This window comes from Paenibacillus eucommiae (genome assembly GCF_017874215.1).
GTDB classification, from domain to species: domain Bacteria; phylum Bacillota; class Bacilli; order Paenibacillales; family NBRC-103111; genus Paenibacillus_AI; species Paenibacillus_AI eucommiae.
The window spans coordinates 537,603-562,185 of sequence record NZ_JAGGLB010000003.1 but is presented as its reverse complement, the minus strand read 5'-3'; the positions used below and the strand labels follow the sequence as shown (position 1 = coordinate 562,185).

Below are 24,583 nucleotides of genomic sequence, written 5' to 3'. Positions count from 1 at the left end.
TGGCAAGGTGATATTATAGAACTGCAAGATACCCTAACTTAATTATCCGGAGGGACATACCGATGAGCTATTTTGGTAATGTACAAACAATTCGATATGAGGGCAAGCAATCAACGAATCCGACAGCTTACAAATTTTACAACCCTGATCAAGTGATTTTCGGTAAAACAATGCGTGAGCACCTACGCTTTTCTGTTGCGTACTGGCATTCTTTTACGGCAAACGGCTCCGATCCGTTCGGTGTAGGAACAGCCCTGCGTGGTTGGGACGCATACACGGGAATGGACCTGGCGAAAGCACGTGTTGAAGCTTGCTTTGAGCTGCTGGACATCCTTGACGTGGACTATTTCTGCTTCCATGATCGCGATATTGCTCCCGAAGGAAATACACTGCAGGAGACTAACCAAAACCTGGATACGATTGTGGCACTCATCAAAGCTAACATGAAGGCAAGCAGCAGGAAGCTGCTGTGGAATACGGCTAACATGTTTACCCATCCCCGCTTCGTTCATGGAGCGGCAACGAGCAGTAATGCTGATGTATTTGCGTACGCAGGAGCTCAGGTAAAGAAAGCGTTAGAGCAAGGAAAAGAGCTGGGTGCGGAAAATTACGTTTTCTGGGGAGGCAGAGAAGGGTACGAGTCTCTGTTGAACACAGATTTAGGCTTTGAATTGGATAACCTGGCGCGATTCCTCCATATGGCAGTCGATTATGCTAAGGAAATTGGATTCGATGCACAGTTCCTGATTGAGCCCAAACCTAAAGAACCTACTAAGCATCAATATGATTTTGATGTGGCTACTACACTATCCTTTCTACATAAATACGAACTCATCCCTTATTTCAAAATCAATGCTGAAGCCAACCATGCAACACTAGCTGGCCATACCTTTGAGCATGAGCTTCGTCTGGCGCGAGTTAATGGCGTGCTGGGCTCGATAGATGCTAATCAAGGTGATATGCTGCTTGGCTGGGATACCGATGAGTTCCCTACAGATCTGTACGCATCGACGCTGGCGATGTATGAAATTCTTCAGAATGAAGGCGGGATTGGGCGGGGTGGTGTTAACTTTGATGCCAAGGTGCGCCGCTCCTCTTTCGAGCCCATTGATGGTGTGTATGCGCACATCGCTGGTATGGATACCTTCGCCAGAGGGCTGCAGATTGCTGCCAAGCTGATTGAAGAACGCGCTCTGGACAATGTGATTGAACAGCGGTATTCTTCATTTAAATCAGGCATTGGCGCCGAGATTGCTGCTGGCAGAGCCAACTTCCATACCTTGGAGGCTTACGCTCTTCAGAACAAGCCTATCTTCAATGAATCCGGTCGCTTGGAGCTTATTAAATCTATCGTTAATCAATATATAATCAACACATAGCTTGGCAAAAAGTTTGGGGTTCCATTATCTGGTGAAAATGTAATGGCACCCATTTATTTTTTATGGTTTCATTTGTAATTTATTCCCTATTCGACATTTTCTTTGCTATAATAAAAGAAACTTGATAGGGAAAGAATGGTGCGAGATGATTCCTTGGGATGAAGTGAAGCTTTTTATATGCGGGCTGGCGGCAAGTGGGATGAGCAGTGCTTCGCAAATTTCGCAAATCATTGTAGATAATTATGGATACTCAGAATTCCAAACCCGTTCGGGGAATCCCTTATTGGACGGCCGGCCTGCAACATATGGTAAGGTTTGTGATATTTTCCGTTCTTTTGCCCGTTCTAAGCTTGCTTATGTACATATGAATGAAACAGATTGTTGGTTATACCCTGCTGTTGAAGAGAGCTTCATCCGCAATTTTTATGACATTAGTATGAGCGAACGCATCGGTTCCAGCAAACGGTTTCAGATGAAAACTGGTAAAAAAGTTTATTTTTACCTCTGGGAAGGAAACGAGGCTCCTGATACCAACAGCTGGACTGGGATCGTAAGCAAGAAATTCCAGCGGCGCGGCTCATCGATATCCTGGTATGGCATTGAGCGTGATGCTGACGGTGTATATATTGAATTAACCGGAGATTATTTGAAAGGGCATACGGCTCCAGCCGGGCAAGCAAAGAAAATATTGTTCTCTCCCGGAAGCATCACGACTCCATCCTTTCCTCTGTAATCAAGGGAAGGGATGTGGGCTCCAGCCGCTGTTAAAGATTTGTTCCCTTACAATGAATATTTGGATTTCTTATAATAAAAGGACCTTGCCAAGTTTAACGGCTGGGTCCTTTATTTTGCCGGTCCAAATTTCTTTTTTTAAGTCGGGAACCTGACGGATAAGTAAATGATCTAATGATATATAGAACGGAAAAAAGAGGTGAAGTTGTGGACCCATCAGCGTATGTGCTCAAGGCCCAAAAAGGAAATCATGAAGCTTTTGTCCATTTGATCAAAGCAAATGAACCCAGCATGTACAGGGTGGCCAAATCGTTTTTGAAAATGGATGCGGAATGTGCAGATGTTATACAGGAGACCATTTTAAAAGCTTTCCAAGGCATTCGTGCACTTAGAGAGCCTGCCTATTTCAAAACCTGGCTTATCCGCATTCTGATCAATGAGTGCCAGAAGATTCAGAAAAGAAGCAGTCAGGTCATTCCTATGGCGGAGCTTGTGGAAAGGGCAAGTCAATACGATACCAATCGTGACTTGGAAATCGGAGAAGCGATAGCCTCATTGGAAGAAGATTTTCGGATCATTATTACATTATTCTACACCGAGGATCTGCCGCTGAAGGAAATAGCAGTGATGCTTGATGTTCCTGAAGGAACTGTGAAGTCCCGGTTGTACCGGGCCCGGGAAAAGCTGGCTCATTACTTGCAAGGCAGGGAGAAAAGGGGGCTATGGCATGAATGAACAATGGAACGATACACAGTTAAGGCAGAAGCTGCAGCGAAGTCATCCGGATGTTCCGTCAATGATTAGTTCGCGGGTTGATGAAACGTTGGAGAGCTTGCGCAGGAAGCCCAAATTTCTTCGTAAATTATTTTACAGTGCCGCGGTAGTCTGTGTATCTTTAGTTTGCTTGACGGGAGCAGGCGTAATTTATCCGAATATGGCACAGGCACTCAGAGATGTACCAGTATTGGGATCCGCTTTTGAACTGATTGGAGACATGGGTATCCGCATTTCCAGTAAGATGGGGATTACCTCCAAGGTAAGTGAAACGGCAGAGGATAAAGGGATAACTATGACCATTACGGAAGTGCTGTATGATGGAATTCGCTTATCTATCGGTTATGTCATCGAGACTGGGCAGGATATTCGGCCGAGTGGAGATATTTTGTATGTAAATGGGAGAAAGCTGGGATACTCAGCAGGAGGAGATGGGAGATCGGTTGGTGATCGTCTGTTTGCTGGAATCGTCGATTACGGGCCGAGGGGGCAGCTTCCAGAGCAATTTAATTTGAAAGTTCAGTATGAAAGTATGGTTGACTGGAGCGGCGGGGAGCCAAAGGAAATCAAGGGATTATGGGAGTTTAACATACCGGTTACAAAGCTCAAGGAGGGCATTGTTGTCAAAACGTTTGATAAAGCCCCAACTGTTCAATTTCATGACAAGACAATTAATGTAAAGAAGGTCACCTTAACCCCTGCAGTTACATCTATTGAAATGGATGTGATCGAGCCTTTGCTTTCCGGAGCAGAAGAACCGGAGAAGGGGCTGCTCCAATATCAAACGGATGGCTTCCAGGTGTTTAATGACAAGGGAATCATGTTGCAAGGGTTTGGTGAAAGCGGACATAGTACAACCAAAGACGGCGATGTGCTGCGCAAAACAGAACAACAAATAAGACTGGCTCCCATGCCGAGTATTCCTGAGTACTTAATCATCCGGCCAGTCACCAAAACCTATTCTACAGATCCCAATAAGAAGTATGTTTATGCCGAAGGCCTTCTTGATGAAACGAAGTTACCCATTACTTTGTCTCAAGGAAAAGCTGGTCAGGTTACAATTACGAAGGTGGAGTTTCTGGAGGATCGGACACTGCTGCATTTCAGGGTAGATGGTGAGGATCCTTACGTGCAAGCGGAAACCATATGGATTGAAGATCAGGAAGGCAATAAATATATCAAAAGTATCAGTGACCTAATGGCTGTGGAAGGATTACCCTATTCATTTATCCAGAAATTTCCGCCAATGGATAGGAGTCTACCTCTTAAAGTGAAAACTATAGAGCTGGATCCTCTCGAGGTTGCGCAGGAGCTTGAGCTAAAAATTCCATTGAAGGAACCAAATGAAAAGTAAGCAAAAAAACTGGCCGTTGGCCAGTTTTTTTGCACCTTTTTGAACCATTTTGAAGCTTTCTATAAATCTCCCGGATCCCCGCAAAGTACTTGAATAGCCTCGATGTAAAACCCCTATTGTGGAGTTATGGAGTTATGGAGTTGTGTTGAATAACGCCAAAATAAACATAAACTCACAAACCAAGAGATAAATCGTAAAATAGCGGACCTCATGTCCGTAACCTAGTTGTCCATATGCTCACCCGCCTAAATGCTATGCTCCGGTGATGATTTCTGGAATGTTGTGGTCACCTATCCATGTTGTGAGAAACTTTCTGGAAAGTACATATTTTTTGGCGGAATACAGGGTGTACGTTCGTCAATTGATGCAGCATTGTTTTACAGCGGTAAAGTATTGTGGGGTTGAATGGAATCTGTAAAAAAATCCAAATTTAGATAATAATCACTAACCCCTTCCGTCAGGAAACAGTCGCCTGCTGGCTGTCCGCTATCGGTTTGAGCGTGGCGCGTTCGGCAATTTGCAGTTGAGAGAGAAGGGATAGGAGAGTAAGAGTAAGAGTAAGTGTAGGAGTAGGAGTAGGGAGTAGGAGTGATAGTAGCATCTGGAGGAAGCCCGCCTTCCGCCGAAATGAGCATGTGTGCGCTGGTGGGCCGTTCTTCATCTACAGCGCCTGATCCCACCAGGAAATCTCCTCCAACCAGGAGAAAAACCCTTGCTGGCTGCCCGTTTGAGCTTGGTGTTCGTGCGATTGTAGCTAAAGAGAGGGAAGGGATGTGGGTGGAAGAGCGGAAGCGTCCGCCTTTAAAGATTTGTTTCTACAGCCTCATCTATACCATTCAAGGGAACAAATCTTTAACAGCGGCTGGAGCCCACATCCCTTCCCTCCGTAACGCACACACGTAATGAACACGCTCCTCAAAGGAAGTCGCAAGGTATTTTTTTCTATCCATAAGAGTCAGCTTGCATGAAAAAGGGTAAACAATGAAGACAGATCCCTAGCTGCTTTTTTGCAAACGAAATTATAGGAATGTTAACGGAAGGATGCATGGGAAGAGTTTGAGGATAATTATAGATGAACTACATACCTTTAATAATACCTATATAACTATTTATAGGGTAGTTGTGCAAATAGATGTGCAAATAGTTTAAGTTTAAGGAGCCGATGTCTATGAATAAAACTTCAGAACCTGTTAAAAATAATAAGGATACTAACTTTGTAGAAGATTTGTACTGCCGCTTTCAAGATGATGAAGTGCCTGCGATGGGTGCGCAATTGACGTATTATTTGATTCTTTCCTTTTTTCCATTTCTTATTTTTCTAATTGCTGTGCTCAGCTTTACGGATTTCGAGGCGCGTGAGTTTATTGATGGTATGGCCCGGGTGATGCCGGATATGTCGTCCAACACGATTCTTAATGTTTACGAAGAGATTCAGAATTCAAGAAGCGGCTCGATTCTCTCTATTGGTTTAATAGCGGCCCTGTGGTCAGCCTCAAATGGAGTGAATGCGGTCATTAAGGCTTTGAATAAAGCTTATGATGTTGAGGAAACCCGCCCATTTTGGAAGGTCAGAGGATTATCTGTGCTGTTTACCATCGTGCTGGCTGTAGTGATTACTCTTTGTTTTCTGATGCTAGTTTTTGGCCGTATTATTGGTGAATCGCTCTACAAGTTTGCTCATTTGCCAGGAAGCTTTGAAGTGATCTGGACTTTCACTCAATTTTTAATTCCGTTAGCGATCATGGTCATTGTGTTTGTTATGCTTTACCTGTTTACGCCAAATTTGCGATTGAAATTCAAGGAAGTGCTTCCCGGGGCTGTTTTTGCTACGGTGGGTTGGGTGGTGACCTCGGTGTTGTTCTCTTTTTACGTGAATAATTTCGGCAGCTATTCCAAAACGTACGGCAGTATCGGCGGCATTATTGTACTATTGACTTGGCTGTATTTATCAAGCATCATTATTGTATTAGGCGGAGAAATTAACGCAACTTTGCACTTTGACAAGGAAGGAAAAAAGAAAAACAACTGCAAAAAATTCTCTATTCCGATCCCTTTTTTAACTAATAAAAATAAAAATTCTAACCATCTCAATAAGTGAACCCGGGGAGCGATGAGCATGCTGCAGCAAAGTAGATTTTTTCGGATATGTTTAGGTATAATAGCTTTATTACTCATTGTTTTCCTGACCTCAAAGGTCAGTTTTTTGTTTAATCCGCTCGTTACGATGTTCAATATCCTGATAGTTCCCTTCATGCTGGCGGGCTTCTTTTATTATTTGCTGCGTCCGATCGTCTCCTTTTTATCCAGAAAAAAAATTAATAAAATCTTGGCAATTCTTCTTATTTATTTTCTATTAGCTGCTGTGGTTGTTGGATTTCTTATTATCGTCTGGCCGCCGTTGCAAAAACAAATTGAGAATTTCGTTGATGGAGCCCCGCAGTTAATTGCAGGCTTTCAGGAACAAATCAACAAGCTTCAGGAGAATCGGATCGTTTCGATGTTTACTAAAGAAAATTCGGATATTTCCAGTAAGCTTTCCGAATATTTGAACAAAGGGATTACGGTAGCTTCCAACTATATCGTTAATCTGGTAAGTGTATTTACAAACTTTTTCATTATTGTTGCAAGCGTACCGATTATTCTGTATTACATGCTGAAGGAAAGCGATCGCATCCCCACTCTTATGCTGAATGTGACTCCAAAGCGCTATCGTCATGACGGGAAAGAAGTGATCAAAGAGATAGATTCTGCTTTAAGCAAGTTTATAGTTGGCCGCGTAGTCATAATGAGTATACTTAGTGTGATGATGTATATTGGATATTTGATTATCGGACTTCCATATGCCTTATTACTTTCGGTTATTGGTTTTGTACTTAATATCATTCCTTATTTCGGGGCGCTGCTCGGTGCGATTCCTGTGTTAATTGTGGCATTTATACATTCTCCAACGATGGCGCTGTGGGCTCTTATTGTAATCACCATTACTCAGCAAATCGAGGGGAATTTGATATCACCTAATATTTATGGAAAAAGTCTGGATATTCATCCTTTGACAACGATCGTTTTGCTCCTGATAGCCGGGGAAATTGCTGGTTTTCTAGGTATTATTCTGGCCATTCCAGCCTATATGATAGCGAAGATTATTATTGTCCGTGTGTACCATTTGTTTTTGGAAGAAAAGGTAGAAGAACTGATTGAGTAATCATTTTAATAGGAGGGTATACAATGAGCAAAAGTTTGGAATGGGTAAGCGCAGGAGCTTTGAACACTTTACAGGAGGAAGGGTCCAAGGTTATTAAAGGCGGTATCGCTGTTTTTTTTCATGATAATCAAGTTTATGCCGTTGATAATCGCTGTCCACATCTCGGTTTTCCCTTGCATATGGGAAGCCTTTGTGATGGCATTCTGACCTGTCATTGGCATCATGCCCGGTTTGATGTTTGCAGTGGTGGAACGCTTGACCCATGGGCTGATAACGTCCCTTCCTATGAAGTGAAAATCGAGGCCGGCGAAGTTTTTGTGAATTCTATGCCTAAGCAGGCGAATCATGCAGATTCCTATAAAGAGCGTCTTAGAGAGGGCTTGCAGCAAAATATCGGGATCGTGATTGCCAAAGCTGTCGTTGGATTAGTAGAATCGGGTGTATCTGACAAGGATATTGCCCGAATTGGCATTGAATTCGGCACAACTTATGGAAACGGATGGAATTCGGGGTTAACGATTTTGACTGCTATGGTTCGGGTGCTGCCGAAGCTGGACAAGACTGGCCGCATACTCGCGCTTTATCAAGGTCTGGTCCATGTAGCGCGCCAAAGCTCGGGTAGAGGAACCCGGCATCTGCTTGGTCCGCTGCCCGCCGCTGAGACGTCTTTGGAGCGTTTATTAAAGTGGTATCGCAGCTGTATAGAAGTGAGGGATACAGATGGAGCCCAGAAGGTGCTGCTCACTGCTGCCCAGAAAGGGCTTGATTCCAAGCAATTAGCAGATTTAATGCTGGTTGCGGCAACGGATCACTATTATTTGGACGGAGGACATGTGTTCGACTTCCACAACAAAGCCTTTGAAGCGCTGCAATGGGCAGGGAGTGAACAAACGGAACGAATTGTCACCTCGTTGCTGCATATGATGAATATGCCTGTACGAAGTGAGGAGCTGCATCAATGGCAGGCTCCCATCCAATTAGTTGAACCGATTAAGCAAGCCGTCCTTACTTTGACTAATACGACAGCGTTTACAAGCGAAGAACATAAATCTGTACTGGACGAAGAATCCTTTCTTCAGCAACTGCTTAGTGATAAACCAATTGAAACGATTGAGAAGATAAGAGACTTGCTTCTAGCAGGCGTAGAGCCGGTGAAGCTAGCGCAGCTTGTAGCTTTGGCTGCTGCTGAGCGTATCATCCGCTTCCATACACAAAATGATTTCAGCGATTGGATTGCTGTGCTGCATACGTTCACTTATGCACATGCCGTTCATGTTAGGTTTATGCACTCGACAGAGCCGCTGCTGCTGCGGGCCATTTTCCATGGTGCCGCCAGTGTGTATCTGGATCGGTTCCTCAATGTGCCAGCGGCAGCCCGCCCTCAACACAAACAAAGGAATGGAGCGGCGGAAGGAGAGCTGGCTGTTAATGGCTCTTCTACCGAGCCTGATGATCTGCTGAACATCCTGGATCAAAGACAGCAGGTTGCTGCTGCCGGGCAGTGGGTAGTCGATTATGTGGCTAATGGCGGGAGTTCAAAAGTATTATGGAATACGCTTGGTCATGCCTTGCTTAGGGAGGACGCCGAGTTCCACACGTTTCAAATGTATGAGGCCGCATCCGAAGAATACGATCATTGGACAACTTATGGAAATGATTTTGCTTTGCGGGCGCAGGAAACGATGCTGCTTGCATGCACCCGTTATCTGGCGGCGCATGCGCCTACAGCACGTGAGCTACCGCATACTGCCAAAATTGCTTGGCGGTTGTATAGAGGGGAACGATTGTTTGAGGAGGAGTAGGTGGTGTAGAGGTATGGCATCATCAAGAATCGTCAAGTTAATAACATAGTAACTGTTGAGCATTGACTCCCATAATGATAACTGTTATATTACATCTATAACAGTTATCATTTTTTTGATCTTAAGAGGGAGTGATTGAAATGAAAAAGACGTTCAAATTACTAGCCGCCACTTCATTATTAGCAGTAACATTAGCTCAACCCCTGCAGGCCGCTGAAAAAGAAAGCACAGCAAATACACTGGTTCCACTGAGACAAGCAGTAGAATCCATTGGTGCATCTGTCGAATGGGACAGCAAGCTGATGCAGGCCAAAGTGACGAGAGGTTCTGTGCAGCTTATTGTCACAATCGGCGATCAAACGGCTAGCGTGAACCATACACAAGTCAAGATGAATGAAAAAGCAATCCTGGAAAATGAAAAAACGATAATTCCTCTGACTACGATTCAAGAGGCCTTTCATGTGAAAATCGCTTGGAACGACAAGGAGGGGATTGCAATTGACAGTGAAGACACTCCAACATTAGGAAGTCACTTTGTGCATTTGCTGCAAACCGGGCAATTTGAAGATGCATTTGCAATGATGAACAAGAACTTGCAGCAGATCATGAATCCTGCTTTTTTACAACAGTATTGGCAGGGTAATACGGCTGTCTACGGTATTCCCGACAAGCTTATGATGTTGGAGCAAGAGTCCAATCCAGTTCACAATAATGTGAGCCTTGGCTATGCGACAGCACAATCGCTTCCTTTTGGGATCATAGTGCGTTTTGATAGTGAAGGTAAAATCGATGATCTCTTTATGCCGCTCACTCCAGCTGGAAATTACCAAAAACCATCCTATGATAACCCGGATCAATATACGGAAAAAGAAATCGTGATCGGTCATGGAGCAAAGGCTTTGCCAGCCACGCTTACTTTGCCTAAAGGCGAGGGACCTTTCCCAGCTGTTGTGCTGGTACATGGCTCAGGTCCAAATGACCGCGATGAAACGATCGGCAGTTACAAAACATTTCGCGACCTTGCAGTCGGGCTTGCCGCACAAAATATCGCTGTTGTGCGTTATGAGAAGCAGACAAGGGAGCACACTTTGCAAAGTGGATTAAATCCCTCCTTTACCGTTAAAGAAGAAACGATTGATGACAGCCTGGCTGCAGTAAAAGCCTTGCAAGGAGAACAGCTTATTGACGCTAAACGTATCTTTGTGCTGGGGCATAGTCAAGGGGGCATGCTGATCCCAAGAATAGTTGATCAGGATTCGGAGCAAACAATTGCCGGCAGCATTATCATGGCGGCTCCTGCAACACCCTTTGAGGACGTACTACTTACCCAATATAAAGATATACTTGAGCGTACAAAGCAAGCTGGACAGCCAACTGAAGGAATTGAGCAGCAAATAGCCATGTGGGAGCAGCAGATGAAGCTGCTTAAGGATCCGCAATATTCAGTGACGAATATTCCGAAGGATTTCATGATGTCCAATCCCGTCTGGTGGTTTGATTTCAGTAATTACTATGGTGGAGAAGTCGCCAAGAAGCAGGAAGTTCCGCTGCTGATTCTGCAAGGAGATAATGATTTTCAATCAAAAGGGGAAAACCTGCAAGGATGGAAAGATGCATTGAATGAGCGCAAGGATGTTGCGTATAAGCTTTATCCGAAATTAAACCATGGCTTTGTAGAATATGACAAACCATCTACTGGGGAAGAGTATGCATTACCGGGCAATGTCCCTTCATATGTTATTGATGATATTTCTGAATGGTTGAAAAAACAACAATAAATAGCGGTGATGGGCTTATTGTCGGAAGCATTATGCTTACGGAGCCAGTTTTGCTAAAGCAAAACGCTAAGGAGGAATTACGGTGATAGTCAAACTGGATCTTCAGGCTGATATCCCCATCTACACCCAACTGGTTAATCAAATTATCGAAGGCATCGCAAGTGGACAGCTACAACCCGGTGAAGCTTTGCCGTCCGTGCGCAGCTTGGCGTCAGATATTGGCATCAACCTGCACACGGTGAATAAAGCCTATACACATCTCAAGCAAGAAGGCTTTATCCAGATTCATCGCCAGAAGGGCGTTGTTATTGAACCGGATGCGATGCCGGTTGTAACGGAGTCTTATTTGGTCAAATTGCATGAACAGCTGAAGCCGATTGTGGCTGAGGCTATTTGCCGCGGCATGCAGAAAGAAGAATTGCTGCAGACAATCGGTACATTGTATCAAAGTATTAAAGGCTTGTAGGGGGTGCTGGGATGGGGTTCTGGTCCGTGTTATTTATAGTTATGATATTCGTTCCTATATTTGGCTTAATGGCGGCCACGCCGTATTTAACGAGGAAAACGATCAGTTTTGGAGTTTCCGTTAGTGAAGAAAATTATCATCATCCGGCTGTCAAAAAAATGCGCAAAAGCTATGCACAGATAATTGGTTTGCTTGGTATAGTTGTTGTGACTGGCTCCTTGATCCTCACAGGGCTATTGACAGATGAGCAATTTGCCTGGATTATTAATGGGCTGCTGATCATACTACTGGCCGTTTCCGGCATAAGCTATCTTTATTTCTATCAAAAAATGAAAAACTTGAAGCAAGAGCTGGGCTGGAAAGATCCACAATCGCAAATTATTGCGGTGGACACCAGGTTCCGCAGCCAAAAGCTGGGTTACTCCAATTTGTGGTTTCTCATTCATGCAGCCTTTATGCTGCTTAGTGCTGCGTTTGTCTGGATGCAGTATGATCGTATCCCAGACATGATCGTTATGAAGTATGATTTCCAGGGAGTTCCGACCAATATAGTGGAGAAATCTTACCAAAGTGTGTTTTTCCCCAATGTGATGCAATTGTGTATGATTGTTACGTTTATTTTTGTTAATATGATTACAATGAAAAGCAAGCAGCAGATTAACGCCAGCAATCCAGAGTCATCGATGCAGCAAAACGTAGCATTCAGGCGATTGTGGTCACTCTATGCGATTATTTTAGGCTTCCTGCTCATAGCGTTGTTTTCCTTTATTCAGTTGGGGATGATTTACTCTTTCAGCTACAGCGTGAACGCTTCAGTGTCCATGATCACAGTTGCCATTATTCTGATTGGAACGATTGTGCTGGGTGTTCGAACCGGGCAAGGAGGGAGCCGGATTCGAACTTCCGAGACAACAGTTAAGCAGGTACAAATCAATGATGACAAGTTTTGGAAGCTGGGCGCTTTTTATTACAACCCTCAAGATCCTTCACTTTTTGTGGAAAAAAGAATGGGGATCGGTTGGACGATTAATATGGGCAGGCCATTAGGCTGGGTCATCATGATTGGACTTCCGCTTGTTCTTATTCTCGCGCCTTTGCTTTTAACTCGTTAATATGTGTATTTTTAATTAGTGATGTAGAACAATTAGGGGGTTAGCCATGATAGAGGAACTAGGTTTGGATTTGAAATTAATTATTCCGTTTCTTGTACTGCAAGGCATTTTGGTTATAGCAGCACTCTATGATTTATTTAAAAATCAGCGTGAAATGCCAAATAAATGGGTTTGGGTTGTAATTGTAGTCGTAGTGAACATTATTGGCCCTATTATTTATTTCACAGTTGGAAGGAAGGCGAAATATTGAATCTTTTGGAAGCAAAAAAGCTGCAAAAAAAGTATGGTGAGCAGAATGTCATCCAGGGCATTGATTTACAGATCAATGAAGGGGAGTGTACGGCGCTGCTTGGTCCCAACGGGGCTGGGAAAACGACGATCATTAAAATGCTGATTGGCATTGTTCAGCCTACCTCTGGGGAAATTCTGCTGCAAGGAAAAAGTAATCAAGAAATGAAACATATTGTTGGCTATTTACCCCAGCATCCCACCTTCTATTCCTGGATGACCGGGAAAGAGCTGCTGGCTTTTATGGGCGGTCTTTCAGAAATCCCTAAGCCAACACTGGCGAAGAGAATCCCAGAGCTGCTTGAACTGGTTGGTTTGAGCAAAGATGGTCATAAGCCGATTGGTACCTACTCCGGTGGCATGAAGCAAAGATTGGGCATTGCCCAAGCCATTATCCACGAGCCCAAATTTCTCATTATGGATGAGCCGGTTTCAGCATTGGATCCGCAGGGGAGGCGGGATATGCTGGAGCTTCTGAAGGTAATCAAAGAGAAAACGACGATTTTATTCTCGACACATATTTTATATGATGCGGAAGAGCTCTGCAATAAAATATGTATTTTACACCAAGGGAAACTGCTTGTAAGTGATTCAATGGACCAGTTGATGATCAAGCACCAACAGCCTGTATTTATTATTAAGGCACCGCAAAATAAAGAGTGGCTTAACATTGTCAGCAGTGGGGAATTGGTTCAAGAAATCGAACAGGCAGGGAATATGACCAAGGTGCACGTCAAGGATATCGACAGGGGAAGGGAATGGCTGTTGGAGACGATTCGACAAACGAATCTGCCGGTTCAAAAGTTTGAACTGGTGCAAGAGAACCTGGAGGATATTTTTCTAAGGATGGTGAAGCAGGCATGAGCAGATGGTCGATTCTGTTTAACAAAGAATGGCTGGAATCGAGAAGGAACTTTAAGCTGCTGTGGCTGCCTATCGTTTTTATATTGCTTGGTATCACACAACCGCTGATTACGTTCTATATGCCGCAAATTTTGCAGGCAGCTGGAGGATTACCGGAGGGCGTAAATTTTACTTTTCCTGAGCTTACCGGAGCGCAAGTGATGGCGTCCACCTTATCAGAGCAATTTGATCAATTAGGCCTGTTTATTATTATCATCAGTATGATGGGAGTCGTATCCGGGGATAAAAACAGCGGCATGCTTAGTTTTATGCTGACCCGTTCAACGTCCTTAACCGAATATTTATCAAGCAAATGGCTCGCCCAAGCGATCATTGTCATCATTTCCATCATAGCAGGCTGCATGGCATCTTACTATTACATTGATTACTTATACAGCAGTATTCCATTTACCTCTCTTTTACTAGGCATAGGCATATACCTGGTTTGGTGTTTGTTTATTTTCACCTTCACCATGGCTTTAAGTGCAATCTTGGGGAAAAATGCTGCAGTCGCATTCCTGTCTATGGTTGTTCTGATTGTGTTGAAGGTTGCTACGGTGTTGCGAGAAGAGGTTCAAATGTTCAATCCAGCTTATTTAACCAATCATGCGGTCAATATGATAACCCAGGGTGAAACACTATCCTCATTTGCCCCGACTGTTGTCGTTACGGTTCTGCTTATGCTTATTTTGATGCTGCTTACCAGAACGTATTTATCAAAAAAAGAGCTGGTTTCCATGTAGTTCAGGTACACAATATCCATAAATGAAAAAATGACTTGATAATAATTATCATTATTGATACAATACAGAAGAAAGAAGGAACCTTGGGGGTTCCTCCAATCGTAGTTCTTACTTCACTTCAAAAGTTTTGCAATCCGTTTCAGCGGATTTGTGAGCCTCTTTATTACTGTGATTAATAATGTAGATGGAACTTGCGCTGCATTTGTTTTCATTAGCCCAGTAGCGGCAGGAATTAACTTCGCACAATACGTCTTTAGCCATATTTGTCACCTCCATTCAAATGGGGTTGCAACACAAGCTGTAGTTGCTTTACAAGGTGGTGCTTGTAATAGCAATAAGGAACCTCTTCTAAGAAAAGAGGTTTTTTGTGTTGTACGACTTTAGTCGTTCTATAAGCATATCAAACATCAAAGGTCTTGGCAACTTTCCGCGGATGTAAGAGGTTATTCTTGTGGATGTAGACCGTTGTCTATTACAGAAATTAACCTATAAGAATACAATATGGGGAATAATTGAAAGGAGGAAGCATTTATGCAGCTCATTACTCCGATTTGTAGAGAGTCATGCCTTCCCCATATTGGCCGCGAGGTTTGTTGTGTACTAAATGACGGCAGGCACGTTTATGGCACATTAACAGGTGTGACAGAAGCTGGCTTAGAATTTAATGGGTGCTGCAGTGGAGCGAATATTTTGTCGACTAAACCGCAAAAAGCCAAGAAGCAGTTGGAGCAAATGCAGGAAAAAGGAAAAACCTCTGCTTTTGGACCCTTCGGCTTTGGTTTTGGAAATCCAGCGCTGGCACTGACCTGGGCTTCTATTGCGCTGTTGTTCCTCGTTCCCTTCTTTTTTATTTAGACCCTTTCTTGATCATGGCAAAAAAGCGATAAGGAACTATGCTGACTTATCGCTTCTTTGCTTTTTTTTATATATTGCGCAGAAATACCATGCCATTCACATAACGTCTAGCTAAGGAATGAAAGCTGGAAGTATGGACCGAAATCATCGATATGTGAATTGCATTTTGCAGTGCCGCTTTTTGATCTACTGACAGTTCGTCCTTGGAGGCTACATATTCTTTGGATACCTCATTAATCAAATGATCCCATTTATTAATCGTATCTCCGCGTTCGATAAATAAATTTTTGTATCTATCATCCAAATCCTCGAACAAATCGGCATAGGCTGCGTAAAATTCCAAAGGCTCAATCATCGCTTTCCGGTTCAATCCATTCCCGCCAAACACAATTTCAAACAATTTTCGGATCGACTCATAGTCAAGAGTGGAGCGCAGGTCTTCAATGATAAAAAATAAGGCAACCTGCTGCAGTGAGTATTTTTTGCCTTCCTTGGCTAGACCTATGAAATCCTTGAAATCACGCTTGACCCAATTCTGCACTGATGTCACGGAAAAGTGGGTGTATTCGATCTGAGACCCAAGGGACACAATATCGTGAATGGAAAATGCAGCATTGACATCAGATTTAATAATCCGTTCAAAAACGGTCGAAAGATTCATCGAAATAAATGCTGACATGGATTTGCCTTGTTCCATCTCCCGCAAATGTCTGGTTCTCCATATTTCTTGAATAATGTGCAAAGGAGGCTTAGCAGATGTTCCGTAGAGGGAAAGCAGCAGATTAGCCATGTCTTTCCGTGTGAACATTAAAGTTTCCATGTTAAATCCTCGTTTCAGAAAAAAGTTCTTATGAACTTATGATAAAACGGCCCTGCGCTCATGTCAAAGCCCAAATAATAAAAAGAACATGCGGTTATGTTATTAGTGCAAGAAAATATAGGCCAATACAAGCGAATATAGCCAAATTGGAACATTGAGTGTTTCTCTAATCCAAGATACAATAAGTTCATATGAACTATTTATTGGAACAGTTCAGAAAAATTAGGTTTAAAAATGAAGAAAAAGGAAGGTACACATGGTTCTCAATTTGTTTTTGGTGGCATTACTTATTTTACTTACCGCTTTTTTTGTAGCAACGGAATTCGCAATTATTCGGATTCGTCCGAGCCGAGTGGATCAGATGGTAGTGGAGAAAGCAAAAAATTCAATTGCTGTTCAGAAAGTAACATCGAATCTTGACGGATATCTGTCAGCCTGCCAGCTCGGTATTACGATTACGGCCCTCGGACTTGGTTGGTTGGGTGAACCGACGGTTGAAGCGATTCTACATCCTTTGTTTGAGAAAATGGCTTTGGGTGAAAGTGTAGTCTCCATTCTTTCCTTTATTATTGCTTTCGTTTCCATTACTTACCTGCATGTCGTATTAGGTGAGCTTGCTCCAAAAACATTAGCGATTCAGAAAGCTGAACAAATCTCTATACTTACCGCTCCACTTATTATTGTTTTTTATAAAGTCATGTATCCGTTCATCTGGTTGCTCAATGGCTCGGCTAACAAGCTGGTCAGAGTTTTTGGCATCAAATCGGCAGGGGAACATGAAGAGGCCCATTCGGAAGAAGAAATTCGCATTATTTTATCAGAGAGCTATCAGAGCGGTAAAATCAACAAGACGGAATACGGCTATGTGAACCGGATATTTGCTTTCGATGAGCTGCTTGCCCGTGAGATCATGGTGCCGCGTACGGATATGATCTGTCTGTATGCCAACAATACGCTTGAAGAGAATATGGCGATAATAAAAAAAGAACAATATACCCGATTTCCAGTTGCGCTTGAGAGCAAAGATCACATTATCGGAATAGTAAATACGAAACAAATATTTCTAAGTTATGACAATAATCCAAATTTCAACTTTAAATCACTGCTGCAGCCTGTAATGACTGTGCCTGAAGTGATGCCTGTCAATGTCCTACTCAAAAGAATGCAGCTGGAACGCGTTCATATCGCACTGCTTTTGGATGAATATGGCGGAACGTCCGGTCTTATTACGATTGAAGATATTATTGAGGAGATCGTCGGAGAAATTCGTGATGAGTTTGACCAGGATGAGAAAAAGGAAATTGAAGCACTCGACCAAAATCGATTTCTGGTGAATGGTGTAGCTTCGATTGATGATATTAATAATGCACTTGGAATTGAGCTGGAGAACGACAAGGTCGACTCGATCGGGGGATGGCTCTACAGCCAGCAGCCTGAGCTGGAAAAGGATTTGGAATGGCATTACGATTCATTGATTTTTATAGTGCGTGAAAGAGATGATAATCGGATCCGCAAGATCGAAATTATCAAACAGAGCGACCCCTTGTCTTTGGAAAAAGAGGATTAAGCCCATTGTAAAAAAAATCTCTGTAAATGAATTGGATTAATAAGAGTTTAAATGTATAATCTAGTAAGGGAAATTATTCTATGAGATATTGATCTCACCCAAGAAAAATGAATAAGGAGTAAGATGATGGAGAAAACACTTATTTTTGGCCACAAAAATCCAGACACAGACACGATTTGCTCGGCAATTGCTTATGCTGAATTAAAAACAGCGTTGGGTGCTAACGTTGAGCCTGTTCGTCTTGGAAGCATCAGTGGGGAAACACAATTTGTGCTTGACTATTTCCAAGTAAAAGAACCACGCTTGGTAGAAACTGTAGCTAACGAAGTTAGTAACGTTATTCTGGTAGATCACAACGAGCGTCAGCAGAGCGTGGCGGATATTGATCAGGTTCGAGTTCTTGAAGTGATTGATCATCACCGTATCGCCAACTTTGAAACTAGCAATCCGTTGTACTATCGTGCTGAACCTGTAGGGTGCACGGCAACTATTCTAAATAAATTGTACAAAGAAAAAGGAATTGCTATCCGTAAAGAGGCAGCTGGACTTATGCTATCAGCGATCGTTTCAGATACATTGCTTTTGAAATCACCAACTTGCACGGAGGAAGATGTAGCGGCAGCTCATGAATTAGCGGAAATAGCCGGAGTTAACATCGAGACCTACGGGTTGGATATGCTTAAAGCAGGTGCTGATCTAAGCGACAAAACGATCAGCCAGCTGATTTCCCTGGATGCCAAAGAGTTCCAAATGGGCAGCTACAAAGTGGAAATCGCGCAAGTGAATGCTGTGGATACGAATGATGTGCTTGCCCGGCAAGCTGAGCTGGAAGAAGCCCTTTCCGCCATTATTTCGGAGAAGGGACTGGATCTATTTGTTTTCGTAGTGACCGATATTCTAAACAATGATTCGGTTGCTTTAGCGCTGGGCCGTTCAACACAAGCTGTGGAACAAGCCTACAACGTTAATTTGATTGATAACAAAGCTGTTCTGAAAGGCGTTGTTTCGCGGAAGTCACAAATTGTGCCTGTCTTGACTGATATTTTTAACAAGCTGTAGGGCAGCAATCAGAGCTACAAGCAAGCCGCAAGCAAAGCTGCAAGCAGAGACACAAGCAGCAACTGCAATCAGAGCTACAAGCAGAGACGCAAGTGCTGTTGCGCTGAGCTGCTATCATAGCGTCAAACCCAGGAAATGCAAGGAGGAACAGTATATGTTCCTGCCTTGCATTTTTCTTTTCGTATGCCGTTGACAGTGGAAAAGAAAAAGAGTTATGATTGATAAGTAGTAAATATTACTAATATAATTGATGCCATGTTGAATTTTATACTTATTTAATTAAGCAAATTGACCTACGGCATTAATAGTTACGAGCAGGCCTATACCAATAATGATAAGCGACGAAACCATATTCAGAGAACGGGCAAAAGTCAGGCTGCCCCTATTTTTAATTGTACGTCCGATTCGAACAACAAGGATTCCGACAGCACACATCGTAATAGCACTCCCTAAGGAAAATGCGCTAACCAGACCGATTCCGAGCGGGATTTGACCTGCGGCGATCGCTGCCAAAAAAATGGCCACAGCACTTGGGCATGGAATGATCCCAGTGAAGAACCCCACGACGATTAGCCTAAGTATGGATGTTGGTGCTTCATCGGCATGCTGATGGTGACTATGATGACTTTGATGATCATGCTTATGGTGCTTCTGATTTTCATGATTATGATGATGGTGGTGGTGGTCACATTGCTCCGAGAGCCGGTCTTTTTGTAGATATGCCAAGGAGCCTAGCGAGAGGATACGCGGGTAATAATGACCATACAGAATTTTTGCCCCAATTAATGTGATTAGAATACCAGCAATTAATTCGATCCAATGAATTAACTGATCAGGAGCCAGCCATTGAATCATAGCCGAGGCGGCCAATGACAAAATTACAATGGAAATCGTATGCGTGATTGCTGAAATAATGCCAATGAACATGGCATCCTTGATCTTCCCGCGGATCGCAATGAGATAAGCTGAAATGACTCCTTTACCGTGTCCCGGCTCCAACGCGTGAAGCGCACCTAACCCTATTGCTGCGGGAATTGTGTAAACCAGTTCCATATGAACATCCTCCTAGAGGGAGCAGTCCCTCAAAAGTAGACAACCTGACTCCTCTTACTCTATGCGGGTATAGCTGCTAACTTGCTAAATAAAATCACAGGAGGCGTACCGATGAATAAGCCTATTCCGATTTACCTTTTTTCAGGATTTTTGGGGAGCGGGAAGACCACGCTCTTGAACCAGGTTCTCGATGCTCTGCAAGAGTCGGGTAAGAAGCCGGCCATTCTTATGAATGAGATTGGGGATATTAATATAGATGGCCAAATGCTGGATGCGAACGTTCCCATGGCAGAAATGCTGAGTGGGTGTATTTGCTGTACGATTAGCGGCGATTTGAGCATGACCATTTATGAGCTTATGGAAAATTACGAGCCTGATATTATTTTGATAGAAGCAACGGGGATTGCCAATCCTATGGAGATCATTCATAGCATAACAGAGGCCTCGCTTCTCAAAAAAGTGGAGCTGAAATTTATCGTGACGGTAATTGATGCGCCTCATTTATTAGAGCTCAGTCTTAATAATAAGGGACGGACTTACCGCTTGATGGAAGAGCAGATTCGCTGTGCTGGTTGGTTAGTTCTAAATAAAGCAGATAAGGTTTCTGCTCATGAGTTACTCGAGCTTCAGCAGAAAATACGCGGGTGGAATGCCTTCGCTCCTATTCGGGCGACGGTTCATTGTCAAGGAAGTATAGACTTTCTTGATGAGAAACACGCACAAAGGGATGAGCATTACATGAGCGAAGGGAGCCATGAGTCCGGTGCTTGTGACCATGCTGACCATGATCAACATGCTGACCTTGAGCACCCTGAAGATGAAGGACAACAAGGAAATACACACGCACACCCTGTAGGCGAACATACAACAGACCATGCATGTGTTTCTGCCGCGCATCACCATTCTCATGAGCATGTTATGGTATATACGCATTATTTTGAAAAGCCTATAGATAGAGACCGATTCGAGCTCCTGATTAGTAAGCTTCCTCGCGAGGTGTACCGGGCTAAAGGGTTGTTACGCTTCACCGACGACGAGCAGCCTTATTTATTCCAATTCGCATACCGCGAGCTGGAGATTTTAAAAATCAGACCTAAAGCCGATGTGCCTAGTGTTGCGGTGTTTATAGGGGAGAACTTTTCGAAAGAAGAAATTGTTGCTGCTGTATGGAACATGCAAGGGGACTGACGGATGGAAGTGTAGATGATGAGACAACTATAACTGCAAAAGTTTCTTTTAAACCGGGTGTTTGTGCTCGGTTTTTTTTAATTCCATTATTGTTGATTCGATGGGGGGCTAGGATTACTTTTCATTTTTATTAATATCGTCACCCTGCTCGTCATCTTCTTCTTTCTCTTCTTTTTGCTCTTGGAATATCACTGTTGTCTGGCCTGTAATGTTATCGAACGGATTATAACGGCTGTCAGGAATTCTATTGCTGATAATTGCTTTTGCCATAATGTAAATGATTAGTACGAATACTGGTAAGATCAACGATAATAAGACGATTGAAGAAAAGTCCATGTTACCACCCTTTTTTTTCAAATTTGATCAATCAAAATAGCAAAAGGAATAAACTATGCTCAACTAATAATTGGTATTTTACATTATATATTGATTTATGTCTAATTGCTCAATTCAATAGAAAAATGGAACGACTTATTGTAACGGAAACGTATGTACGATATGATTGTTAGAAGATGGAAATAATGAAATTTCTATGGGGGTTGAAATCTTGATCAGTGAAATTCAAAAGGACTTTTCAGAGAGGCATGGCCTTTCTTCTAGGCATATACTTGAGTTTTTATTACAAGTAGAACGATCAAGCTTAGAAGTGAATAGTTTTATTTTACTACAAAATGGTAAAGCTACGGCCCAGTTTTATCGAAATCCTTATCGAAAAAACAGTCCTCAACTCTTATTTTCACTTAGTAAAAGCTTTACATCCATTGCAGTAGGAATTGCTAGAGATGAAGGTTTTCTAGACTTAAGCGATAAAGTTATATCATTTTTTCCAGACAAAGTGCCGGACCATATTTCAGAGAATTTATCTTATATGACGGTACATCATCTTTTATCTATGAATGCTGGCCACCATGACAATATTTATGGCTATGTGGAAAAGGAAACCGATTGGGTTAAGGCTTTTTTGTCTCTTGAAATAGAGCACAAGCCAGGAACTTACTATCGTTATAGTACACACTCTACGTACATGTTAGCTGCAATACTAGAAAAAGTGACAGGTCAAAATCTAACGGAGTTTTTAACACCCCGGTTGTTTGAGCCTTTGGGTATTTCAAACCCATCGTGGGAAACTTGTCCATTGGGTATTACAGCTGGGGGGATGGGCCTGAGTATTCCAACGGAAGGTATAGCTAAATTCGGACAAATGCTTTTAAACAAAGGCATGTACAACGGACAAAGAATTGTTTCAGAGGCATATATAAATTTGGCTACAAAAGAGCAGAGCGATACAAGAAGAGGCGAAGACCGGATTGATTTTGCTCAAGGCTATGGGTATCAATTTTTTCTATGTCGTGAAGGTTGTTTCATGGGGAATGGCGGGTATGGACAATTATGCTTTGTTGCTCCCAAAGCAAATATAGTTATTGCTGCAACATCAAACTTCTCAAGCATGAGACAACTTCAGACACTGTTGCATTTAATTTATGAGCATCTTCTTGGGCAAATTGGCACAGAAATCGCTGAAGATGATGAGGGGCAGAAATTATTACACACACACCTATCAAGCATTGCCTATCCCTTCACTAAACCCGAAACGTTATCTGCTACCGTATTTAACATAGACAACCGACATTATTCGTTGAAGGAGAATGATCAACACATTTCGCAGCTTGGCTTTTTCTACAGAGATGAGAAACTAGAGTTTCAAATTACATACGAAGACAAAACAGTTAAGTCATATTTATTTAATTTTGATGATTTAATGTACTCAAGCGATCTCTTCACAAAAGATTTAGCCACTCATCAACAGGAATTAATAACTCATACTTGTTGGAAGGATGCAAACCTGCTAGAACTTACATTGTTGTACATTGAAACCCCCTATGTGGTTAAGTATTCAATTTCATTTAATGACAGAAGGATAGAGTTACATTATACCTCTAATTTATTCAATGAATTTATACAAACAGGATATTTATTTTAGGCCAAGTATTGAGATAGCTTTGATCAAATAAAAAAAAGTGAGCTGAACGCCCACTTCATTTCATTAAGCATATATTCGATTGTCAGATTCTACTCGAACTGTTGTTACGTAAGTAATCTCCGGCATATTAAACCTCTCAGCGAGATTTCTGATCCGATTATATATAGTTCTTAGCACAACGGAATCCATTTCTTGAATCATAGATTCGTTAGCAAGATAATCATTCATAGTCACTTTAATCGCGTATTTACTCTCTCTAAGCTCAGATTGGTTAGATCCATTGTCTATAAAGTAGTGGGATTGATTAATGGCCCGTTTGAATAACATCGCACATCGGGAGCTTACCACAAATCTGCTTTTAACTCCGGAAGCATCTTTTACTGTAAGTATTTTATTGGTCATATCCAGAGAGTCCTTTTTCAAATAAACAATTTCGTGAACTTCCAGACCTTCGAGAAGGAGACGAATTATTAAAGCGTCTTGATGATTAATGCATTGTGATTCTACAAACAGCAGCTTTTCAATTAAACCTTTGGTCATGTAGTTGGTACCAACCTTTCAGATGTGTTTATGAGGTATAAACAAAAGTATATATGATATGGATATGATTGGTAAGGGTGTAAAATGACTACTTTTGTCGATGAAAAAAAATACTTTTTTACATATTATGATATTAAACATTTACGTGATAAACGAAACGGTATTCAATAATTTCTATACGATAATTTCGCAGCCAATATTTCGTAGCCAATATATGTACAATGGATTATAATAAATGGTCTGGTGTAATCGTTGAGTAAAGATAAAGGAGAGAACAAATGAAGAAATTTCATAAAGCATTCGCATTGTTGGCAGTGAGTACATTGTTGATTTTGGCTGCTGGGTGTAACTTTTTTGGAAATGAAGTCGGGAAAATGAAAAGTGCTCTAAAAGGCAGGGAAGCTATTATTCAAACGTATGATGAAGAGAGTAATATTATCGATAAGATTGAAGGTAAATCAATAGACATTGGAGCAAATGGCAGCTTTGAGTTGAAAGATAGTGAGGGTTCAACTGTTCAGAAATCTGGGGTCATGAGTATAACTGTTGGTGGAAAAACGATGATGCATGTAGGCAGCAGCTTAATACTTAATGAAAAGGGATTGACCAATGTATTCGAAGAGTATGCAAAAACAAATGATCTAGAAAGCAGCAGCAGATCAATTCCATTCGTAAACAAAATGGTTAACTCCGTTAAGAATCTGACTACAGGGCAAAAACTTCTGATATTAGTTCGATCCCAATCCGGAAAGCCTCTAGCAACATTTGTGGGCAATAATGTGTCATACTTTACAACAGACATCGATAAATCAACGGGGTTTCTTGTAGACGGTAAATATTTATTTATATATCGGTGTGATTACACAGTATATGACTTATCACTATTTAATTAGAACATATGAAAGGATTGACGAATGGAAGAATAGATGATACACTTCTCTGAGCGTAAATATTACATTTAAATCGGACATTCGCGTCCGGTTTTTA

At 42.2% G+C, this 24,583-nt stretch carries 25 protein-coding genes; 20 read left to right on the top strand and 5 right to left on the bottom strand.

Translation table 11 applies throughout. The features are described 5' to 3' along the window. Positions 1–62: 62 nt before the first annotated feature. From xylA to J2Z66_RS07895, 14 genes are all read left to right on the top strand, one after another. Positions 63–1,379, top strand: a complete 1,317-nt coding sequence (xylA, locus tag J2Z66_RS07960; protein WP_209970813.1) for a xylose isomerase — start codon at positions 63–65, stop codon at positions 1,377–1,379. 145 nt (positions 1,380–1,524) lie between these two features. After that, a complete protein-coding gene (locus J2Z66_RS07955; protein ID WP_209970812.1) occupies positions 1,525–2,112 on the top strand; it encodes a hypothetical protein in 588 nt (195 codons plus the stop codon). A 206-nt stretch (positions 2,113–2,318) separates the two neighbouring features. Next, a complete protein-coding gene (locus J2Z66_RS07950; protein WP_312894446.1) occupies positions 2,319–2,846 on the top strand; it encodes a sigma-70 family RNA polymerase sigma factor in 528 nt (175 codons plus the stop codon). After that, complete coding sequence (locus J2Z66_RS07945) at positions 2,839–4,239, top strand: DUF4179 domain-containing protein (RefSeq protein ID WP_209970810.1); 1,401 nt, start codon at positions 2,839–2,841, stop codon at positions 4,237–4,239. Before J2Z66_RS07950 ends, J2Z66_RS07945 begins: the two co-directional genes overlap by 8 nt. A gap of 588 nt (positions 4,240–4,827) precedes the next feature. Continuing rightward, entirely contained in the window at positions 4,828–5,142 is a 315-nt protein-coding gene (locus tag J2Z66_RS07940) for a hypothetical protein (RefSeq protein ID WP_209970809.1), read from the top strand. A 265-nt stretch (positions 5,143–5,407) separates the two neighbouring features. After that, positions 5,408–6,337 (top strand): YihY/virulence factor BrkB family protein, encoded by a 930-nt coding sequence (locus J2Z66_RS07935; protein WP_245375343.1) that lies wholly within the window; start codon positions 5,408–5,410, stop codon positions 6,335–6,337. Between the two features lie 18 nt (positions 6,338–6,355). Next, positions 6,356–7,441, top strand: coding sequence for an AI-2E family transporter (locus J2Z66_RS07930; protein WP_209970807.1), 1,086 nt, complete (start codon positions 6,356–6,358; stop codon positions 7,439–7,441). Positions 7,442–7,464: 23 nt separating this feature from the next. Then, the gene (locus J2Z66_RS07925; RefSeq protein ID WP_209970806.1) at positions 7,465–9,243 is read left to right on the top strand and encodes a Rieske (2Fe-2S) protein; all 1,779 of its coding nucleotides are present in this window, start codon (positions 7,465–7,467) and stop codon (positions 9,241–9,243) included. Between the two features lie 140 nt (positions 9,244–9,383). Next, positions 9,384–11,021 (top strand): alpha/beta fold hydrolase, encoded by a 1,638-nt coding sequence (locus J2Z66_RS07920; RefSeq protein WP_209970805.1) that lies wholly within the window; start codon positions 9,384–9,386, stop codon positions 11,019–11,021. A gap of 82 nt (positions 11,022–11,103) precedes the next feature. Further along, the gene (locus J2Z66_RS07915) at positions 11,104–11,487 is read left to right on the top strand and encodes a GntR family transcriptional regulator (RefSeq protein WP_209970804.1); all 384 of its coding nucleotides are present in this window, start codon (positions 11,104–11,106) and stop codon (positions 11,485–11,487) included. Between the two features lie 11 nt (positions 11,488–11,498). Beyond that, positions 11,499–12,599, top strand: coding sequence for a DUF1648 domain-containing protein (locus J2Z66_RS07910; RefSeq protein ID WP_209970803.1), 1,101 nt, complete (start codon positions 11,499–11,501; stop codon positions 12,597–12,599). Positions 12,600–12,645: 46 nt separating this feature from the next. Then, positions 12,646–12,849: a PLDc N-terminal domain-containing protein gene (locus J2Z66_RS07905; protein ID WP_209970802.1), complete on the top strand. Its 204-nt coding sequence runs from the start codon at positions 12,646–12,648 to the stop codon at positions 12,847–12,849. Then, a complete protein-coding gene (locus J2Z66_RS07900; RefSeq protein ID WP_209970801.1) occupies positions 12,846–13,751 on the top strand; it encodes an ABC transporter ATP-binding protein in 906 nt (301 codons plus the stop codon). The genes J2Z66_RS07905 and J2Z66_RS07900 overlap by 4 nt, the downstream gene beginning before the upstream one ends. Then, positions 13,748–14,533 carry an ABC transporter permease gene (locus tag J2Z66_RS07895; RefSeq protein ID WP_209970800.1) on the top strand — a complete coding sequence of 262 codons (786 nt, stop codon included), beginning with the start codon at positions 13,748–13,750 and terminating at the stop codon, positions 14,531–14,533. Before J2Z66_RS07900 ends, J2Z66_RS07895 begins: the two co-directional genes overlap by 4 nt. A 108-nt stretch (positions 14,534–14,641) precedes the next feature. Here J2Z66_RS07895 and J2Z66_RS07890 read toward each other — a convergent pair whose 3' ends face one another. After that, positions 14,642–14,794, bottom strand: a complete 153-nt coding sequence (locus tag J2Z66_RS07890) for a DUF1540 domain-containing protein (RefSeq protein ID WP_209970799.1) — start codon at positions 14,792–14,794, stop codon at positions 14,642–14,644. A 270-nt stretch (positions 14,795–15,064) separates the two neighbouring features. On the opposite strand from J2Z66_RS07890, the gene J2Z66_RS07885 reads away from it, so the two are divergent. Continuing rightward, complete coding sequence (locus J2Z66_RS07885) at positions 15,065–15,388, top strand: hypothetical protein (protein ID WP_209970798.1); 324 nt, start codon at positions 15,065–15,067, stop codon at positions 15,386–15,388. A gap of 67 nt (positions 15,389–15,455) precedes the next feature. Here the strand turns inward: J2Z66_RS07885 and J2Z66_RS07880 are convergent, their stop codons facing one another. Next, positions 15,456–16,208, bottom strand: a complete 753-nt coding sequence (locus tag J2Z66_RS07880; RefSeq protein WP_209970797.1) for a DUF1836 domain-containing protein — start codon at positions 16,206–16,208, stop codon at positions 15,456–15,458. 256 nt (positions 16,209–16,464) lie between these two features. Here J2Z66_RS07880 and J2Z66_RS07875 point away from each other — a divergent pair, with 256 nt between their 5' ends. Both J2Z66_RS07875 and J2Z66_RS07870 read left to right on the top strand, forming a co-directional pair. After that, positions 16,465–17,775 carry a hemolysin family protein gene (locus J2Z66_RS07875; RefSeq protein ID WP_209970796.1) on the top strand — a complete coding sequence of 437 codons (1,311 nt, stop codon included), beginning with the start codon at positions 16,465–16,467 and terminating at the stop codon, positions 17,773–17,775. 126 nt (positions 17,776–17,901) lie between these two features. After that, a complete protein-coding gene (locus J2Z66_RS07870) occupies positions 17,902–18,834 on the top strand; it encodes a manganese-dependent inorganic pyrophosphatase (RefSeq protein ID WP_209970795.1) in 933 nt (310 codons plus the stop codon). A gap of 279 nt (positions 18,835–19,113) precedes the next feature. Here the strand turns inward: J2Z66_RS07870 and J2Z66_RS07865 are convergent, their stop codons facing one another. Then, positions 19,114–19,887 carry a HoxN/HupN/NixA family nickel/cobalt transporter gene (locus tag J2Z66_RS07865; protein ID WP_209970794.1) on the bottom strand — a complete coding sequence of 258 codons (774 nt, stop codon included), beginning with the start codon at positions 19,885–19,887 and terminating at the stop codon, positions 19,114–19,116. Positions 19,888–19,998: 111 nt separating this feature from the next. On the opposite strand from J2Z66_RS07865, the gene J2Z66_RS07860 reads away from it, so the two are divergent. Continuing rightward, entirely contained in the window at positions 19,999–21,075 is a 1,077-nt protein-coding gene (locus J2Z66_RS07860) for a CobW family GTP-binding protein (RefSeq protein ID WP_209970793.1), read from the top strand. Positions 21,076–21,189: 114 nt separating this feature from the next. Here the strand turns inward: J2Z66_RS07860 and J2Z66_RS07855 are convergent, their stop codons facing one another. Continuing rightward, positions 21,190–21,411 carry a DUF3951 domain-containing protein gene (locus tag J2Z66_RS07855; protein WP_209970792.1) on the bottom strand — a complete coding sequence of 74 codons (222 nt, stop codon included), beginning with the start codon at positions 21,409–21,411 and terminating at the stop codon, positions 21,190–21,192. A 211-nt stretch (positions 21,412–21,622) separates the two neighbouring features. Here J2Z66_RS07855 and J2Z66_RS07850 point away from each other — a divergent pair, with 211 nt between their 5' ends. Next, complete coding sequence (locus J2Z66_RS07850; RefSeq protein ID WP_245375342.1) at positions 21,623–23,056, top strand: serine hydrolase domain-containing protein; 1,434 nt, start codon at positions 21,623–21,625, stop codon at positions 23,054–23,056. A gap of 63 nt (positions 23,057–23,119) precedes the next feature. Here J2Z66_RS07850 and J2Z66_RS07845 read toward each other — a convergent pair whose 3' ends face one another. Continuing rightward, positions 23,120–23,596, bottom strand: coding sequence for a phage lytic cycle repressor MrpR family protein (locus J2Z66_RS07845; RefSeq protein ID WP_209970791.1), 477 nt, complete (start codon positions 23,594–23,596; stop codon positions 23,120–23,122). Between the two features lie 278 nt (positions 23,597–23,874). Between J2Z66_RS07845 and J2Z66_RS07840 the strand changes: the two genes are divergently transcribed. Further along, a complete protein-coding gene (locus tag J2Z66_RS07840) occupies positions 23,875–24,489 on the top strand; it encodes a DUF5052 family protein (RefSeq protein WP_209970790.1) in 615 nt (204 codons plus the stop codon). Positions 24,490–24,583 lie beyond the last annotated feature (94 nt).